The organism is Pseudoalteromonas neustonica, assembly GCF_001653135.1.
In the GTDB taxonomy this organism is placed as follows: domain Bacteria; phylum Pseudomonadota; class Gammaproteobacteria; order Enterobacterales; family Alteromonadaceae; genus Pseudoalteromonas; species Pseudoalteromonas neustonica.
This window is the reverse complement of sequence record NZ_BDDS01000021.1, coordinates 1-18,820: the sequence shown is the minus strand read 5'-3', so window position 1 is coordinate 18,820 and position 18,820 is coordinate 1. Positions and strand designations below refer to the sequence as shown.

General features: G+C 38.9%; 13 protein-coding genes and 3 pseudogenes. 5 read left to right on the top strand and 11 right to left on the bottom strand.

Annotated elements, in window-relative coordinates; genetic code table 11:
• Window positions 1-46: 46 nt before the first annotated feature.
• On the bottom strand, window positions 47-391 hold the full coding sequence (locus tag A7967_RS18940) for an Hpt domain-containing protein (protein WP_054206506.1): 345 nt from the start codon (window positions 389-391) through the stop codon (window positions 47-49).
• Window positions 392-542: 151 nt separating this feature from the next.
• Between A7967_RS18940 and A7967_RS18935 the strand changes: the two genes are divergently transcribed.
• Together A7967_RS18935 and A7967_RS18930 are read left to right on the top strand one after the other, a co-directional pair.
• Complete coding sequence (locus A7967_RS18935) at window positions 543-1,148, top strand: tRNA-uridine aminocarboxypropyltransferase (RefSeq protein WP_054206505.1); 606 nt, start codon at window positions 543-545, stop codon at window positions 1,146-1,148.
• On the top strand, window positions 1,145-1,924 hold the full coding sequence (locus tag A7967_RS18930; protein ID WP_054206504.1) for a CLCA_X family protein: 780 nt from the start codon (window positions 1,145-1,147) through the stop codon (window positions 1,922-1,924). Before A7967_RS18935 ends, A7967_RS18930 begins: the two co-directional genes overlap by 4 nt.
• Here the strand turns inward: A7967_RS18930 and A7967_RS18925 are convergent.
• The 3 genes from A7967_RS18925 to apbC all read right to left on the bottom strand — a co-directional run bounded on the left by A7967_RS18925 (window position 1,875) and on the right by apbC (window position 5,990).
• Window positions 1,875-4,136, bottom strand: a complete 2,262-nt coding sequence (locus A7967_RS18925; RefSeq protein ID WP_054206503.1) for a putative bifunctional diguanylate cyclase/phosphodiesterase — start codon at window positions 4,134-4,136, stop codon at window positions 1,875-1,877. The genes A7967_RS18930 and A7967_RS18925 overlap by 50 nt on opposite strands.
• Before the next feature lie 183 nt (window positions 4,137-4,319).
• On the bottom strand, window positions 4,320-4,907 hold the full coding sequence (gene dcd / locus A7967_RS18920; RefSeq protein WP_054206502.1) for a dCTP deaminase: 588 nt from the start codon (window positions 4,905-4,907) through the stop codon (window positions 4,320-4,322).
• Between the two features lie 3 nt (window positions 4,908-4,910).
• On the bottom strand, window positions 4,911-5,990 hold the full coding sequence (apbC, locus tag A7967_RS18915) for an iron-sulfur cluster carrier protein ApbC (RefSeq protein ID WP_054206501.1): 1,080 nt from the start codon (window positions 5,988-5,990) through the stop codon (window positions 4,911-4,913).
• Between the two features lie 176 nt (window positions 5,991-6,166).
• Here apbC and metG point away from each other — a divergent pair, with 176 nt between their 5' ends.
• Window positions 6,167-8,191, top strand: a complete 2,025-nt coding sequence (gene metG / locus A7967_RS18910; protein ID WP_054206500.1) for a methionine--tRNA ligase — start codon at window positions 6,167-6,169, stop codon at window positions 8,189-8,191.
• A gap of 745 nt (window positions 8,192-8,936) precedes the next feature.
• Here the strand turns inward: metG and A7967_RS18900 are convergent.
• The 7 genes and pseudogenes from A7967_RS18900 to A7967_RS23745 all read right to left on the bottom strand — a co-directional run bounded on the left by A7967_RS18900 (window position 8,937) and on the right by A7967_RS23745 (window position 17,844).
• On the bottom strand, window positions 8,937-10,832 hold the full coding sequence (locus tag A7967_RS18900) for a S9 family peptidase (protein ID WP_054206498.1): 1,896 nt from the start codon (window positions 10,830-10,832) through the stop codon (window positions 8,937-8,939).
• Between the two features lie 442 nt (window positions 10,833-11,274).
• Window positions 11,275-11,496, bottom strand: a pseudogene (locus A7967_RS18895) (transposase); the annotation flags it as partial.
• Between the two features lie 140 nt (window positions 11,497-11,636).
• Window positions 11,637-11,807 (bottom strand): annotated as a pseudogene (locus A7967_RS22585) (Mobile element protein); the annotation flags it as partial.
• A 124-nt stretch (window positions 11,808-11,931) separates the two neighbouring features.
• On the bottom strand, window positions 11,932-12,714 hold the full coding sequence (locus tag A7967_RS18890; RefSeq protein WP_054206496.1) for a hypothetical protein: 783 nt from the start codon (window positions 12,712-12,714) through the stop codon (window positions 11,932-11,934).
• Between the two features lie 14 nt (window positions 12,715-12,728).
• Window positions 12,729-14,105 (bottom strand): prepilin-type N-terminal cleavage/methylation domain-containing protein, encoded by a 1,377-nt coding sequence (locus A7967_RS18885; protein WP_054206495.1) that lies wholly within the window; start codon window positions 14,103-14,105, stop codon window positions 12,729-12,731.
• 1 nt (window position 14,106) lies between these two features.
• The gene (locus tag A7967_RS18880; protein ID WP_054206494.1) at window positions 14,107-16,188 is read right to left on the bottom strand and encodes a GspE/PulE family protein; all 2,082 of its coding nucleotides are present in this window, start codon (window positions 16,186-16,188) and stop codon (window positions 14,107-14,109) included.
• Between the two features lie 237 nt (window positions 16,189-16,425).
• Window positions 16,426-17,844: pseudogene (locus tag A7967_RS23745) on the bottom strand (transposase).
• A gap of 265 nt (window positions 17,845-18,109) precedes the next feature.
• Here A7967_RS23745 and A7967_RS18870 point away from each other — a divergent pair.
• Window positions 18,110-18,349 (top strand): type II toxin-antitoxin system ParD family antitoxin, encoded by a 240-nt coding sequence (locus A7967_RS18870; RefSeq protein WP_054206493.1) that lies wholly within the window; start codon window positions 18,110-18,112, stop codon window positions 18,347-18,349.
• Window positions 18,349-18,642, top strand: coding sequence for a type II toxin-antitoxin system RelE/ParE family toxin (locus A7967_RS18865; RefSeq protein WP_054206492.1), 294 nt, complete (start codon window positions 18,349-18,351; stop codon window positions 18,640-18,642). The genes A7967_RS18870 and A7967_RS18865 overlap by 1 nt, the downstream gene beginning before the upstream one ends.
• Window positions 18,643-18,820: the final 178 nt, after the last annotated feature.

Below are 18,820 nucleotides of genomic sequence, written 5' to 3'. Positions count from 1 at the left end.
CACCAGCCTATTTAGCATCATAAAACTGAAAAAAATTCATTTTATTTTAACGGCTTTGCAACCATTGGGTTAACTTGTCTTTAGCCCCTGCGACTTGGCTTTCAAGCTGTTCTGTTGCCGCCACTGCCTGAGATAAATCGCCATTATTTAAGCTTTGCTCAATATCGCGTGCAACATCAGATAAGCTACTGGCACCAAACTGTGCCGCGTTAGACTTTAAACTATGGGCGTGGCGAGTCGCTGTTGGGACATCGCTATGGATTGTGGCTAGAATCTCGCCTCCCAAGCGCTCAAATTCAGCGCAGCAAAACATCAATGTGTCATCAAACTGCTCGCCTAATAATGACTCCATACCTTCCAACGCGCCTTCATCAATAATTACCGTGTTCATTTTTTTATCCTTTTTTTACTCGTGTTTTAATCACAAGTAACTAGTTAATAATTCTACTTTATATTTATAGAGAAAAAAATCCACTTAAAAAAGTGATTAAGCGTATAATTGCTGAGTTTTCAAACTAACAAATTACTAAATAGATTATTTTATGTCTCGTTTATTGTGTACTCATTGTAAATTTAGCCTAACAACCTGCCTTTGTGAAGATATATCACAACTTAAAAACAGCATAAAAGTTATTATCTTACAGCATCCTAGTGAAATAAAAGTGACGAAAAATACAGCTCGCCTACTTTCTTTGAGCCTCACACAGTGTGAAATTAAAGTCGGAGAAAGTGAATCTGACTTCACGAGCATATTAGATCTACCAATTCAAACGACAGCATTACTATACCCTGATAAAACAGCGTTGCTATTAGATGATAGTACAACTAATACCTCGCAATTTAGCAAAACGCTCACGCATCTTATCGTGCTTGATGGAACATGGAAAAAAGCATATAAAATTATGCAAATGACCCCCTCTCTTAACGCTTTTCAAAAAGTAAGCTTTAAAGAAATACCAAAAAACCGTTATAGGATTCGTAAAGCACCTCGCTTAGACAGTTTATCAACGCTTGAAGCCGTAGCACACAGTTTAGCGCTTATTGAGAGCATAGATCCTCAGCCACTGTACGCAATGTTAGAATCACTCAATAAAAAGCAAACTCAGTTTATGCCTGAACATGTTAAAGCTCGCTATCAACCCATATGACGTATACCAATCGATTAAAAGCGGGTTTCTTTCGTCAAGGCCCTGATTACCGATTTGAGGATCAAGTCGACTTTAATGAAATTCGTGACACCTTTGGATTTAAAACCATGGTGGTTGGTAAATGGGTTACCAAAGAAGAGCGATTAGTGAGCGCCAATTTAATTTATGATGCCCTTGCAGATTTAGCACAAATTTTACAAATACCACCCACTGCAATTGGCCTAAGAGGGAACCTAAATTTTGCATTTGGCCATGGCGGGCAACAAAATGTCCAAGCACATTATAATAGTAATACCCGCACCTTAGCCTTAGCAAAAAATGCAGGCGGCGGCGCGCTTGCCCATGAATGGTTTCATGCTTTTGATCACCATATTACTAAGCACTTATTTCCACTTCACTCATCGCGTCATTTTGCATCTAAACTGTGGCTTGAACACAGTGTCGATCAATCTCACCCTATTAACCTTATATTGAGTGAATTTTATAAGGGGGTGTTTCTAGATAATCAGGGGAAAAATGCCAATCAATATGTACATCAATGCATGGTTTTTGATAAGCAGCACCAGCAATTCTATATGAGCATGCCTGAAGAGCTTGCAGCACGATGTTTCGAGGCTTGTATTAGCCATCAAAAAAACATCGTTAATCACTTTCTCGTATCAGGCATAACTAATTCAACACTTATTTACCCCGATCAGAAAATGTGTAATGACTGTATTGAACCACTTAGCAGTTATTTTTTTCAATTGGGGCAACGACTGTTTCAACATCCTTAGAAACACTTCTACTTTTTGATAACCAAGCTAAGTACTGTGTAAAAGCCATAGGTCGCGAAAAATAGTAACCCTGCCCAACATGACAACCATATTCTTGGAGTTTATTTAAGCTTGCTTTATCTTCAATGCCTTCAGCAACCACATATGAATCGAGTGATCTTGCAATATCACATGTGGCACGACAAATCGTTTGATCATTTTTAGAGTATTCAATGTTCATAACAAATTGCTTGTCTATTTTAATTTCATCAAAGCCCATTTTACTTAAATAGGCTAATGAAGAATAACCAGTGCCAAAGTCATCAATAGCAATTTTTAAACCAATTAATCTGTAATCATTTAAGGCTGTTTTTATGTTCATGCCTTCATCTAATGTGGCTGATTCGGTCAGTTCTAACATGATATTTTCAGGGTCAAGCTGATACTCATTCATTAATGTAATAAATAATACTGGTAAATCTTTATTTAGTAAGTCTTTAGCAGAAATATTAACCGACATTATATGTTCAGGATAAAGCTCAATTAGAAGTCTTTGGCATTTAAGTGCTTCAGCGACAACCCACTCAGTCAGTTCTGATATCAATCCCGTTGACTCACTAATTGGAATAAATTGATCTGGCGATATATGCCCTAGTACAGGATGCTCCCACCGTAAAAGTGCCTCTGCACCATGGATTTCTCCTGTTTTTAGGTTAATCTGAGGTTGAAAATATAAGCTAAGCTGATCTTCATCAATTGCTTCTCTCAATGCTGATGCAATCGCTCGTTTATGCCGTGAAATTGTAGAGCTTTCGGCACTATACATATGCCAGCGTTCACCATGTAAAGGTTTTACACTCAAAGCCTGCAATCCTCGCTGTATCAGTTCACTGCCCGTTTTTGCATGCAATGGATAATTTGCAACGCCAAAGTCCACGCGGTCCACTAATTGTGTATTGTTATGATTAACCCCTTCAGCAAATACACCATTGGTAACGCACACAAATTGCTCTATTTGACTCAATTCAAGTAAGCCCGGAATAATAAAAGCAAAAATACCATCATCAAACCTTGCAATAAAATGGCGCACATTTAATTTTGATTCAATCCCAAGCGCATTATTCACAGCAAGTTGATCTGCTAACTTTTGCATAAAAACTTTAATTTGCTCGTTTGCATGGCCATAACCAAAATTAGCGCGGCTATTTAGTAATGCAGCAGGTCTAAATAAAACTAAACTGTGCGCTTGTTTAAGCTTAACTTGGGTAGCCAAACGCCTGAGTAAAAGCTGTTTATTAGGTAAACCTGTGTCTTCATCATGAGTCAAACTCTCATTATATTTCACAACACGGGAACGATCTTTTACCAAAATAATACCCACTAAAATAATGGAGTTAAAAATTGCAAAAACATCATTAGCTAAAAATTGAGGTGTTAGCATTATGAGTGTGAGTGACCATGCTAGTGCTTGTGTAAATATGCCCCCCCAAAGTAAAAGAGATAAGCCCCCATGTATTTTTTTTAACTGCCACCATTTATAAAACAAATGAACAAGTAGCCCTGTAATTACAGCAAAACAAACCGCCATCACATAATGACTATTTATATAACCTAACAAGTTATAAATAATAGCCACACAGCTAATACTTATTAAAGTAGGGTGAAGTTTCTGTTTATATGCCTTTAATAGCTGCTGTTCACAACTAATATGAGCAAGATAAAGGCACATACACGCCAATGAGAGCAAAGAGAATACAGTGTACGTTTGATCCCCTAAATTTGGGTTTTGAAAGCCCGCACTTACTAAACAAGCGAGTACAGCACAGCCGATATAACCCAAAAGGTAAAAGAATTTAAATCGATAGAGTAAAAAATTCAAACTAGCAACAATAGCAAAGTTCAAAAGCAAAATAGTGACTATGGCGCCAAGAAGAGCGGGCTTATTTTGTACCGTTTTATAAAGCGTATTATTTATTACGGGTTCTAAAGCCGGATTTTGGTTTGACGTAAGATAAGTCAATTGTGGATTATTAATCACTTGGCTCTTAAAAATAGGGGAGCGTATAGCAAGGTTTTTCTGAATATATAAACCTCTCACATCACTGAAAAAGTCCTCATGTACTAGGTTATTAATAGCAAGTGTATTTTGCACATCCAATAAACGTTGCACAGGCACGCTATGGCTATTAGGTGCAAAAATACTAAAGATTAGTACCACCACAAGCATTAACATTTGAACCAATCCGTTGTTTATCTTCACTTTCACCTCAAGTGCTATCAATTATTTTGCGAAAAATCGACTGACTACAATAGAAGTATGGTGGTATTAGGTAAAATTACCAATAAATTGGTCATTGATTTTAATGAAACAAAAAAGGCTTACCAAGTGATAAGCCTTTTTTGGTATTCATTTTAATTAATTACTATCATCACTAATGCGACTTGCAACAGCACTAGTTTGGTCTTTGTATTTCGCGTCTTTACGGGTATTGTAAGGGTTTTCAGCAGGTCCTGACATTGTCTCAAAGCTCATAGCGCCTATTTTCATCATCGGGCGCAGCGCGAGTGGCAACTTACCTGAGTTATAGAATTCTAATACAATGTTACCTGACCAACCCGGATCAATACGATGTGCAGTCACATGTACCATTAAACCCAAACGCGCTAACGATGAACGTCCATCAAGCCAACCCACGATATCAGCAGGTAACGTGACCTTTTCGTAAGTCATTGCTAATGCTAATTCACCCGGGTGTAAAAAAAACGCATCCCCCTCTTTTAGCACTATTTCATCGCTCATTATCGATTCCATTGCTTTATTAAGCTGATCTTTAGGACCACTTAAATCAACATAGGCTGCGGTATGATCTTGAAATACACGAAACTTATTACCTAAACGTAAATCTGCCGTCACCCCTGAAATCATGTCATCCGTTGGGCTTGGCTCTATAATAATACGTTGTTGTGCAATATATTCTTTAATATGGGTATCTGATAATCTCATTATTTAATCATCCGTAATCACGATTTCTACTGAATCATGATGTGGTTGTTGATAGTAAAGCATACTGGCAATCAACCGCGCAGTATCAGCATAAATTTTACTGACTGTCGTTTGATTATCCAGAGCAATTAATTTTCCTTGCTCTGAGTATTCGCGGATATTGATCGCTAAAGGAATATGTGACAGCACAGGAACACCGTGACGCTGCGCTAATTTAATTGCACCATCTTTACCAAACACATGGTTTGGTTCACCACAGTGTGAGCATAAAAAGTGGCTCATATTTTCAATTAAGCCAAGCACTGGTACATTAACTTTATTAAACATTGCAATGCCTTTTTGCGCATCAGCAAGGGCTAAATCTTGTGGGGTTGTCACTATAACAGTCCCACTGGCGGGTACTTTTTGGCTCATCGTTAGCTGAATATCGCCAGTACCTGGCGGCATATCAACAATTAAATAATCCAACTCGCCCCATGCAGTTTCATTAAGCAACTGATTAACTGCACCCGACGCCATAGGGCCACGCCACACAGTAGCGTCATCGCTAGGGACTAAAAAACCAATTGATTGTGCCTTAATTCCATTCGCATCAAATGGCATTAATTGCTTATCGTCTTTTGAAGAAGGCTCTGCGCCGACTAAACCCAAAAGCATCGGGATCGATGGACCATAAATATCAGCATCTAAAATGCCCACTTTGGCGCCTTCTGCTTTGAGCGCTCCTGCAATATTAACCGCCGTGGTCGACTTTCCGACACCACCTTTGCCTGAGGCAATTAATACAATATGTTTAATTTTTTTAAATTTACATTGGGGAGGCAATGCTACACACGCTGTAATTGTAACAACCTGATTGAGCCTTTCGCTAACAAACGCTGCGACTGCTGGCATTTCTGATTGCGCAGCAAAAGGCAAGGTTAAGCTGATCAGCAATGACTTATCTTTACCCAGCTCAACATCGTTAATAAATTTTTCATCAACGCCGACAGCGAAAACAGCGCTTCGATAAGCGGCTAAGGCAGTAATAATCGGTTGTTTTTGCACCGATTTAGAGGAGAATAGTTTCGACAGTCCAAACATAGCAATAAAATAGTGTTTCTTTGATGAAAATTGCCTCGGAATTATGTAACATTCAGGGCATTAACACCAGTCAATTAATGAAAATCGGCTAGCCTTGAAGGCGTTTGCTTTAGGTTTGCTGATAATATTATGATTTTCATCCGTTCCTTAACTGGAACCGTCAATTCGGAATGATTATGACACAGCGAAAGATCCTCATTACCAGCGCATTACCTTATGCCAATGGCCCTACACATTTAGGTCATTTATTGGAATATATTCAAACTGATATTTGGTCACGTTTTCAAAAACTGCAAGGCCACGAAGCTTATTATGTTTGCGCCGACGATGCCCATGGCACGCCAATAATGCTCAATGCGCAAAAGCAAGGGATCACGCCAGAAGAAATGGTTAAAAATGTCAGTATTGAGCGTCAACGTGACTTCGCTGATTTCAATATCAAATTTGATAACTACCACAGCACTCATAGCCAAGAAAACAAAGAATTAAGTGAACTGATTTATAATCGCCTTAACGACGCCGGTCATATTAAAAAACACACTATTTCACAGTTATTTGACCCTGAAAAAGGCATTTTCTTACCCGACCGTTTCGTAACGGGTACGTGCCCTACCTGTAAGTCTGAAGATCAAAATGGTGACAGCTGTGATGCTTGTGGTGCAACATACAGCCCAACAGAGCTAATCAACCCGCGCTCTGTTATGTCAGGTGCTGAGCCTGTATTAAAAGATTCTGAGCACTACTTTTTTGACTTACCCGCATTTGAAGGCATGCTAAAAGAGTGGTTACACTCTGGTAGTATCCAACAAGAAATGGCAAACAAGCTAGACGAATGGTTTGCCGATGGCTTACAACAGTGGGATATCAGCCGTGATGCACCGTATTTTGGTTTTGAAATTCCAGGTGCGCCAGGTAAATACTTTTATGTATGGCTAGATGCCCCAATTGGTTACATGGCCAGCTTTAAAAACCTATGTGATAAACAAGGCATCGACTTTGATGCATTTTGGCAAGAAGGCTCTGATGCTGAGCTTTACCACTTTATCGGTAAAGATATCATCTACTTCCACAGCTTATTTTGGCCAGCAATGCTTGAAGGCGCAAAATTCAGAAAGCCAACCAATGTATTCGCCCACGGTTTTGTAACGGTTAATGGCGCTAAAATGTCTAAATCAAAAGGTACGTTTATTAAAGCGCGTACTTATTTAGATAACTTAGACCCTGAATTTTTACGTTATTACTACGCAGCAAAACTTAACAGCGGTATTACCGACCTTGACTTAAACTTAGAAGATTTTGCCCTACGTGTAAATTCAGACTTAGTGGGTAAAGTGGTTAATATTGCCAGCCGTTGTGCCGGATTTATCACTAAAAAGTTTGACGGTAAATTAAGTGATACTGTAATGGATCCAAAATTATTGGCCGAATTCCAAGCAGCCACTGATACTGTAGCCCAGCACTATGAAAACCGTGATTACAGCCGCGCAATTCGTGAAATTATGTCTCTTGCTGATAAAGCCAACCAATTTATTGATACCGCAGCACCATGGGTATTAATCAAAGACGAAGCCAAGCAAGAAGAAGCGCATCAAGTGTGCTCGCTTGGCCTTAACTTATTCCGCGTATTAATGACTTACTTAAAGCCAGTGTTACCGGGTATGGCAAGTAATGTAGAAGCGTTTTTAAATGACGAGCTATCATGGCAAGGCGCGCAAACTGCGCTAATAAGTCACCCAATCAATAAATTTAAGCCGTTAATGCAACGTGTAGAAATGGATAAAGTAAACAAAATGGTTGAAGAATCAAAAGAAAGCTTATTAGCAGCAAAAGACAAAATAGATCCAAACAGCCCTCTTGCAAAAGAACCCATTGCTGCTGAAATCGAATTTGATGATTTTGCAAAAGTGGATTTACGTGTTGCTAAAATTGCTAAAGCAGAACACGTAGAAGGCGCTGATAAGCTACTAAAGCTTACCCTTGATTTAGGCGGCGAAACTCGTCAAGTGTTTGCGGGTATAAAATCGGCCTACGCACCTGAAGACATTGAAGGTAAACTCACTGTAATGGTAGCAAACCTAAAACCACGTAAAATGCGCTTTGGTATGTCAGAAGGCATGGTGCTAGCCGCAGGTCCTGGTGGTAAAGAAATTTACATTCTCAACCCAGACGATGGTTCAGAGCCAGGTATGCGTGTAATGTAAATGTAATTCGACTTACGAATACTAAAAAGCCGTTGTTTAAAAACAACGGCTTTTTTAATGATTAGCCACTGAGTCATCGGTTTTCATATTGGGTATTGCTTATTTCAATTCCTTTCGTTTTCCATCCTGTTAACTTAGGCTTACTGTTTTTGTAGGTCAAGCCTACGATCACTGCGTTAGGTAACTCTAAGCACTTTGATATTTTTCGCACCTCGATATAAATAAACCAGACCAACAATAAACGCCAGGTTGTAAGGCACATCTACATACATATCAAGATATTGACTGTCTACCCCAATACTAACAATAAGAATTATTGTAATAAAAGAAAGCAAGCTGAACAAAGTCGATACCCCAAAAAAGAGAAAAGCCTTTGAGAAATGTAATATATAAATATCATTTTTGAATTTAAATGTTTTTTTCAACGAAAAATAAACATAAAAATTAACCAAAATAGCTATCACTAATATAAAAAGATCTAAAAAATAGTCCGGCGAAAAAATATTAATCTCGTCCAAAATACGACTGTCCTTGTTCTTAGTGAGTAAATAGAATTACTCGCTTGTGATTTAATTATCTCGATAAAATATATCATTTATCATTTAAATTCAATAGATTGCTTTATTTCATACATCAATCGGCATTATCATATTTTACGGGACTCAGCAGTATCCTCTATACAAATAAAAATGCCAGAGTGTAAAAATTAGACCCTGACATTTTATTAAACGAAGTTTAGCTTTGGCTAAAGCGTATCATCCAACCACTTAAAGAACTCACGCTGCCATACAATGCCATTTTGCGGCGTCAGCACCCAATGATTTTCTTCAGGGAAGTATAAAAACCGGCTCTGTAAACCACGTAATTTTGCAGCTTGGAAAGCAGCAATACCCTGCTCTAACGGCACTCTGTAGTCTTTGCCGCCATGAATAACAAACATAGGTGCATCCCACTTATCAACATAGCTGATCGGATTAAACTGACCGTATGACTTTTTAGTCGCGGCGTTATCCTCCCAATACGCCCCCCCTAGTTCGTTATTTACAAAGAATAGCTCTTCGGTTGTACCGTACATACTGCGTAAATCGAAAATACCACAATGCGCTATAAACGTTTTAAAACGCCCCTCATGGTTGCCCGCTAAATAAAATGCGGAATAGCCACCGTAACTTGCACCTATAGCGCCAATACGAGACTTATCTACATATGATTCTTGTGCTATATCATCAATGGCATCAAGGTAATCTTGCATTACCTTCCCACCCCAATCTTGGCTTATATCATCATTCCATTTAACACCATGACCCGGCATACCACGACGATTAGGGGCTACCACAATATAACCTTGTGAAGCCATTACTTGGAAATTCCAACGAAAAGAATAAAATTGAGATAACGCAGACTGCGGGCCACCTTGTAAATAAAGTAAAGTTGGGTATTTTTTGCTTCTATCGAAATTAGGCGGGTAAATAACCCAAGTTAACATCTGTTGGCCATCTTTGGTGTTTACTATACGTTTTTCAACATTGGGTAAGTCCAGATCGGCATAAAATGTGTCATTTTCTTTCGTCAACGCAGTCAGCTTTTTGCTATCCAGATCAAATCTGTAAATTTCACGCGCGGCATTCATGCTGTTACGTGTTACCACAAGCTGATTATCTAATACTGCAACTATGCTATTTACATCAAACATGCCGTTTGTAAGCTGCATAATTTTCGGCTTAGTTTTTGTATTTACAGATACTTGGAACAGCTGAATAGTCCCGTCAACTGGCGCTACAAAATAAATATGCTTAGCGTCATTGCTCCATTTAAAGCTATTTACGGTGCCATCCCAGTGTTCTGTTAGATTAAAGTCACGGTTTTTCGCCTTAACAATAATATCGTTTTTATCTGCTTCATTGCCTGGCTCATCCATTTGTAACCATGCTAAGTCGCCTTTTGGCGAGAACGCGGGGTACTTATCATAACCCAAATTGCTTTGTGTGATGTTTGTCGTTTTTTTGCTAGCGAGGTTGTAGCGATAAATGTCAGTATTAGTGCTGCTAACGTACTGCTCACCAGTCAGTTTTTTACTGACATAATAAATATTTTCGCCCTTTGGTCCCCACGTATAATCAGCAGCACCACCAAACGGTGACGTTGGGCTATCAAATGGCATGCCCTTCATGATGTCGACTTTTTCTTCTGTCTTTAAGTCTTGATAAAAAACATGTTTAAAGCTGCCGTCTTTCCACGTATCCCAATGGCGATAGTTTAAATCATCAAACACATAAGCGTTAGATTGACCAAGCTCTTTATATCTGTCTGACGCCAAAACCTTTTCTAGTTTTACTTTTTCATGAAGAAGTTTTTTGCTGCCATCCGGCGAAATACTGCTATCAATAAAAAGATCTTGATAGGCTTCTAACAACTGAGACTCACCACCTTTTAGTGGCACTTGATAGACCTTGCTATTGAAGTTATTGTTCTCAACACTTGGCGTCGTTACTTTGTAAATTATATGAGTTTTATTTTGGTTTAAACCCAGCGCACTCACACGTTTTACTTGCCAAAGTTTTTCAGGGGTCATAACTTCACTGGCATATGCCCCCATACTTACACACAATCCCAAGCTTACAGATAATATCGTTCGCAACATCGCGAAATTCCTCCAAAAATAAATCCGGCTTAGGTTACACAATAAAATGGCAACTGAATAGTAAGCGAGATGACAAATAGGTTTCATGAAATGAAAAAATTACCCCATCACATTATGCAATACAAACTGCATGTCGCTTTGGTCCACCTGCTTTTACTGCGTGAATATATCATTTTTAAGGTAAACAGCTGTTGAGTGGAAAACACAGCAACTAAGTTAACAGTATTGAAAAGTAAGGGAATATAACTATTATGATTTGCGGTGAAAACAACGTTGAACGTCTTAGGTGGCCCGAAGGGGGGAGCGCCATGGATAACAGCAATAATAATGGCTTTATCATTAAATCTATTTATTTTTATCATCAACTAAGCACTAAATGGCTGTACTTCAGGCGTCCAGCCTTTCGCCCTTCGGGCCAGCTGCGCTGTTGTTAAATGTTCCTGACATTTTGCTGGTTAATCGTGATTGCATAGGCACATACATCAATGAAAAACACCTTGACTAACCCAAGCAGCTTATCTTCAACCCAGCCTCTGCGATGCTCAAAAGACTGGCCTGTAGAACGGTCTTCCCCGAACAAGAAAGCACGACGAACGCAACGTGAAATACAGTGATAATACTTTGTATCAACCAAACTTATTTGACTTTTTCTTGCAGTTGCCATGTGACATCCAGGTCACTTTTCATGCGAATTAAAAGTTAGTAAAAAATATAAACTTTAGGATGGGTGTCATCGTTGTTTTCGTCTCATCGTTGTTTTCATCGTTCTGATTTGGTTTAAATCTACATAGGCCATACAGGCGATATCTTTGCTAAAGCAAGTAACTTGTCCTCAAACCACGCTCTGCAGTGTTCATAAGGCTTTCACGTAAAACAGTCTTCACCACATAAAAATGCTCGGCGAACACACCGAGAAATACAGTGATAGTATTTTGTATCAACCAAACTTATTTGACGTTTTCTTGCAATTGCCATGCATCACTCTGTTTTTTTCACACTCATTTAAAGCGAGTAAAAAATATGAAAATACAAAATTTAGGATAGGTGTTTTCCTATTTTTTTTTTGCTCTTTCTTTGTTTTTTGTTGTGTAACCACCTTCTACCTTGCTGGTACTCTTTTTATTTTCGATTCACCTTCATTGCTATACATCCAAGCTTCATCCCCAAGCCGTGATATTACAATGTAACCATTTAAATCTTCCCAGAAAAAAAACTCTAACGCACTCGCCTCTAGTTGCAAATCATATTGGTCGACCCTCCACTCTACAGCCCCACTAGGGAATTCAACTAAATCAGACAGTTTTTCTGGTGTTTTGTTATTTTCCAATCGGTATTTTTCTATCCCATTCACGACAACCATCAACTGTTGAGCCAAGGCAAATTCGGGCGCTATTCCTTTATCTTGTTTAGGGTTGAAAAAACTAGTAGCGATAATAATAAATACCAAAAAAATTACGATACTTAAAACTTTACGGTGTTTTTGACCAACAATACCTTCAATTTTCTTTTCCTGTTTGGCTGAATCTTCAATCCTAGTCGAATTAATTATTTGGTGAATCGTCTTCGCTGATTCATCTCTACTAGATGAAGTATGTTGCTGAAAAGACTTAGAATGACTTCCTATATTGACCAAATCATCTAAACCTGGCAAATCACAAAGAGAGGCAGAATTGGCAACACTGGGATTCACTTTTTGTTTTTTCTTATCTTTATTCAGTATTTCATCAAGGCTTTGGGGAGTCATAGTGGTACCATTATTGGCACCTCTATTGTTATAGCTACCACTTACTTTGTTTGCGTTACTATTCGTTTTCAAAATATCATTCAAGCTAGGCTGGTGAGTTCCATTGTTAAATGATTGTTTATCCTTTTTATCAGCCATACTGAAACCTACCTTTAAGGAGTATTAAACTGATCAGGTAAATCCGTTGACGATTTACCATCACCCCATGTCGCTGGATGATCTGGAACGGATTCAAGATTACAAGCATCACCATAGCAAGCAAATGTACATTTAAAGTGAGCGTCTTGTAGCACTACAACATTATAATTTTTGCAATTTGCATTGCCTTTATTGTACTTGTCAGCTTCAAATGCCTCTTGCTGTGTAACACAGCCTCTTGTTACATAACGGGAACCATCTTTTAAATTTTCAATAAAATTGGCAGCATAAGGAGCATCAACTGTACAGGCAGCCCCTGTGGTGACATGGCTTCGCTCACAAATAAATTTAGGGCCTCGACAAGTATGATTATTTGTTGAAGGGGCTAATGAGCACTTTGAAGGTTCTTTGGGATTAAAAACAAAACCGTTTTTACATTTTGCGACGCATTGTGCGGGAAAGTTCGTAGTCTTAGTTGCATAATTATTTCTGCTTCCAAAAGGGTTGTGTTGATCGCGTACAGCGACTGAAGTTTCCCCTATATATTCTTGTCCCGCTATTGAACATTTAGGATCATGATGCCCACAGTCTTGACCCACGGGACATTGTGCCGGCAAAGGGGCACTCGATGTATGGCACCTTCCATCCGAACCTAATTTTAAAGTGCCTGGACATTTTTTAAGTTGTGGTTTTACTATTGGTATTACACTTGGCGTTAATTGTTGTAACTGTGGTTGTGCTTGTGGTTGCAACTGTGGTTGTAGTTGTGGAACGACCTGAGGTTGTTTCTGTGTCTTAGGTAGCTGGCAGACTTGTTGCTGTTTACCGTTAGCATCTTTCACTTGTACTTTTTGTGTTCCAGAGGGGCAGCCCGCAGGCACATTAGGGTGTGCAGCCAAAAGTCCTGCTCCGTTAAGGCAGCTACTTGGGAGATACTTGTCATCAAGCGCTTTATTGGTAGACACTGCGCCACGCCCAATAGCATTGGCAGCATTAACGCAACGCCAAGAGCCATTATAAAAATACTCAAGTGCAAACGTATCTCTCACCCCAAGACCTTTTAAATCCATAGTAGGAAGAATATACCCGATAACTGAATTTTCGACTGGGTTGTTATTCGCTACAGGCACCCACTTCAAAGAAGTCATATGTACTTTTGGTTCAGAAAATGTTGCAATATCAAAGTTGGAGCTTTCAATACGTTTTTCAATGACCTTAATTCTTTCCGCATCGGCAAAAACAAAAGCTTCTGTAACCTGCGCACGTATTATGTAATCATTATACAAAGGAACCGCCACAACCGCGAGTATTCCAATAATCGCTACAACAACAATTATTTCTAACAAAGTGAAGCCCTGATTAGTGTTTTTTCGTAATATTTGAGCGTTCATACTAGAGTGTTCCTTTAGTCAGTATACTTTGTAGCTTATTAACGATTTCAGTAGGAGAGGTCATATTTTCATCGTATTCCATCGCATGCGCATGGAATTTATTCAACAATATTTTGGTTTCATTTTGATTTTGGGGGATTAAAAATAGCACAGGAGTCCCCGACCAAGCCAATTGCTCTCTCAGCTTTCCAAGCCATTTTTCTGGAGTAGACTGCATAAGGGCAGCATCAATTAAAATGGCAATAACTGAAGTATCTTTTTTCAAAATTTCGGAAGCCTTGTGTTCATTATTAACAAAGACTATTCCATATTGAAAACTTTCAGCTAGCATTGATTGAAGCTCTTTATTATCAGATATCAACAAAACTTTGAGACGATCCTCTGAAAGCGAGTTTGACCTTGAAAAATTATCTAGCAACATATTTGGTACTTTATTATTAACCACTGCAAGTTCACGCCAAAAATGTAAGCCCAGCTCACGCCCGACCTCTTGGACTGTTGTTTCACCAGAAACTATCCATTGCCCTGCGCTAACGGCCATCTGCGTCTGAAAACTGTTATTAGCCTCTGTTAAGTCATTAACGTTATTACAGCCACTTAACATTAATGTGCGCATCTCTGGTGATACTTCCATGACTTCAGTAATAGGAAGGCGGCCCATGTAGCCAGTATAATGACACTTATCACATCCTATAGCACGACAACCAGGCTGCTCACCGGTGATACGTTCATATTCTAATTCTTCAGGAAGGAGTGGCTTAGTGACCTTTACTTTACAGGATGAACATAGCTTTCTAACCAGACGCTGGGAAACGACACCAACCAATACATCAGCCAAAACCGATGGATTTATTCCAAGATCCAAAAGTCTAGGTACTGTCGCCATTGCGTCATTAGTATGCAACGTAGACAATACCAAATGCCCCGTTAACGCCGCTTGAGATGCGATTTTTGCCGTTTCAGCATCACGTATTTCACCAACCAAAACAATGTCAGGGTCTTGCCTTAGTATTGATCGCAACGTATCACCAAAAGAAAGACCTTGAGCATCATTGACTTGCACTTGTGATATACCGGGTAAAACGTATTCCACCGGGTTTTCCAAGGTCATAATATTGACATCTACACTATTGAGTTCTGAAAGCAGGCCGTACAGTGTTGATGTCTTCCCCGACCCAGTAGGCCCCGTCAGCAGTACAATTCCCGAGCCGTAGGATACAAGTCGTTTTAGTGCATGATAATCAGAAGGGGAAAAGCCACTATTAACTAAAGAAAACTGCTTGCCTTGCTCAAGAAGGCGACACACGATTCTCATGCCATCAAATACGGGCAATAAAGACAATCTAACGTCAATTTCACGTTGACCATAAATTAATCGCATTCGTCCATCTTGAGCAGTTAGGGGGTTCAGCTCTAGCCCTGCATTCATAGTAAAATAGCGAGACAAGCCTTCGTGCTGCTGCTTGGGAAACGATGCAATTCGCTCTAAAACACCATCAACTCGAAATCTAATTGCAGCCCCACCAACCATCGGGTGTATATGAATATCAGATGCCCTTTTATCTATAGCAGAGCGTAAGATGGCTTTCGCTAACTGGGGAATTTCACCTTCATCGACTAACGCAACGGTTAGATCAATAGCCCTATAGTCGTGGTTAATTGTCGAAAAGAGCCGTGTAAGCCCAATATCAAATTCTTCAGGAGACAAAATAGCCAGTTTAAAGTCACCCATCAGAATAAAACGTATTTGATCATAGTACTCGGGAAGTCGACGAGGATCATAAGTTGCAATAACCGGTTTATTAACACTCAAATCAAAGGGCAATATGCCCATATCACGACAAACCTTTTCACTAAAAGGGTTATCTCTGGGAGGTTTAAATTCTTGTATATTAATACTGTCTGTAGAATAAGTTAAAGAAAGTGCGTTACAAATTGCGCTAGCAGGTAATCTTAGTGTTGTTTGCAATTGATGCCAAGCTTCACGGGCATCCATTGAAAGATTATAGTTATCTGGTAGTACAAGCTCAGGTTTTGAACTAAGCAGAGCATCCAGAAGCCAATGTGTTGATGTTCGTACCATTAGAGCCTCCTGCCTTTATTTACTAGACATCACTTTATATAACGAGCCTGTAGAATAACTCGTTTTTAATTTATTTTTATTGATGCTTTAAACATAGTTGAGCTCTCATTTTAATTCAATCGGCTACTTCGATTTTACGTAAATATAAAAAGAGGACTGATGTTGTTTTAATGGGCGTTTTAGAAGGTATTGCAGGTGTTTAAGTGGCTTATTTGAGGTGATAAGGGGTTACCCCTATTAATGTATCGTGTTTCTCAGCTTTTCTAGATTATGAACAAGGCAATACAGCTGCCGCAAAATAAAGTGAATGTATTCACTTTCGCTTGTCCGCGTAAGGTCAATTTGTTCATGCCTTTATTGACTGTAATATTTCGCTTTTTACCATAAGGAAAGCAGATTCTATACAACCGAGTCTTTTACCATTACTTTATAAAATATTGTCGTCGCCCCAGTGGGCTGTCTATTTTGGCCTTCATTTTGTCAATGTAGCTGAGCTGTTTACGCGACTCATCATTTTTAAACTGCACTTGTCGGCCTGTTTTTATTGGTGGCTTTCACATGCATTGCTGTTGCAGTGGGCATACTTTGCAATCTTTTAAGTAACCGCAGAATCGCGTGTATTCTTGATTGTGACTCTTTACATTAATCCCGCTTCGCCACATACCATTGCCTGCGGGGCAGAGGCAGGTTTGGGTTGCTTCATCATAATGAAAGTCCTCTGAGGTAAATAAGCGAGGCTTGCCATTACGCCTTTTTAGTCGGCGCTTTTCTTGCTCTGTTTCATACGTTTTACTGTCTTTAAACAACGTTTCGTTTTCTAAATTGATTATCCGCAATGTAAGTATCAAAGCCACTTTGCGCCATAAACTCAAGATTCACTTCGCTGTTAAACCCACTGTCTGCGGTAAACTTTATGGTGTGATTATCTGCTTCTTTTTTTGTATTGAGCTTAGCAAGCTGTTGTTGTAATTGCTTAACCGCTGGCTGCAAGGTTTGTTGCTCGCCCACTGAACCCCATGCCTGTGCTTGCCATTATTTACCCAATGCAAGTATTTGATGTTTATCGTCATTAATCGCAATGCCATTGTAGCCTTGGATTGTCCCTTTTGACGTGGTCATTTTCGCGCTTTACTCGTCCTATCCATGGACTCGCCTTTCAGGCCAGCTACGCTGTTAAAATTCATTCCCTATAAATTTGTCTTTGCTCGCATTTGATTTTAATTTACAGCCATCAATGGCAAACATATTACGACCTATCAACCCTTCTTCATCACATATCATCAGTACTTGCGTAAATAATGGCTCGATCTGTTCATGCATTTTCGCCACGAAGCCCGCTATCGATGTGTAATGCGGTTGGATATCACCCGACACACTCATGAATAAGATATTGTTCTCACAGGCTTTGGCAATACGGCGACTACTGATTAATCCATGCGCATAACCGAGTAAAATAATCTTTAACATCACCGATGGCGGATACGCCGCCGCGCCTGTTTTGTCGTTGTTATACCACGCGTCAAAGCCCGACAAGTCGAGTTTATTTTCGACAATATAACAAAGCGCATACTCAAATGTGCCTGGCAGGATTTACTCAGAAAAATTAATAGGACTGAATTTATTTTGGCAGGATAAGTCAGGCTTGTAGTTGGCCATAACAGTTTACCGTGGGTGAATAATATCTATTAGATCACAGTAACCCTGTGGGTTCAAGGTTAAAAAACAATCAATTATAAAAGTACCGAATTAGTTCCTGAAAAGAGTAATCCTACAGTCACAACCCCCACTAAGAGGCAAAAAATTGTTGCCTAAATTTAGCGACGCAGGAGCAAAAAGCCAACTATTTTTTGTCCTTTTAAGTGACTTGTTATATTTTTATACCATAATATATTATATATAGGTACTTATGAGGTTTTACATCATGGCTAAAAATACAAGCGTTACACTAGGCGATCATTTTGATCAGTTTATAAACCAACAACTTAACACTGGCCGTTATGGCTCAGCAAGTGAAATCGTTAGAGCAGGATTAAGAGCCTTAGAAGATCAAGAAGCTAAGCTTTTATATTTACGTAATATGTTAATCCAAGGCGAACAAAGCGGTGTTGCCAAGTACAGCTATGAAAGCTTATTGACTGAATTAGATAAAGATAACCATTAATGAATAAGTTTGTATTATCTTCGAAAGCCAAAACAGACTTAATTAAAATAGCTAAATATACCCAAATAACTAGGGGGCTAGCTCAACGGAATGATTACCTAAAAATATTAGATAACACGTTCCATTTATTAGCTGGTGATCCCGAGCTAGGTATTAACTGTGATTATATAAGAGAAGGTTACAGCAAATACCCACAAGCTAGCCATGTTATCTATTATAAAGAGTATAAAAACAGTCAAATATTTATCGTGAGAATATTACATAAAATTATGGATGTTAACTCCGCAATCTAGAAAAATATAACGTGGCTGTAGAATAACTCTAACAGCCAAATTCAATTAAAAAACAACAAATTAGACAGCCATTCTAATTGAGCCAACATCACTATTCCACTAGATTTACTTTTTAGGTTATGAATTTACTTTTTATTAATGGGTTGCTTTCATTCCATCCATTAAATAAGTTATTAGT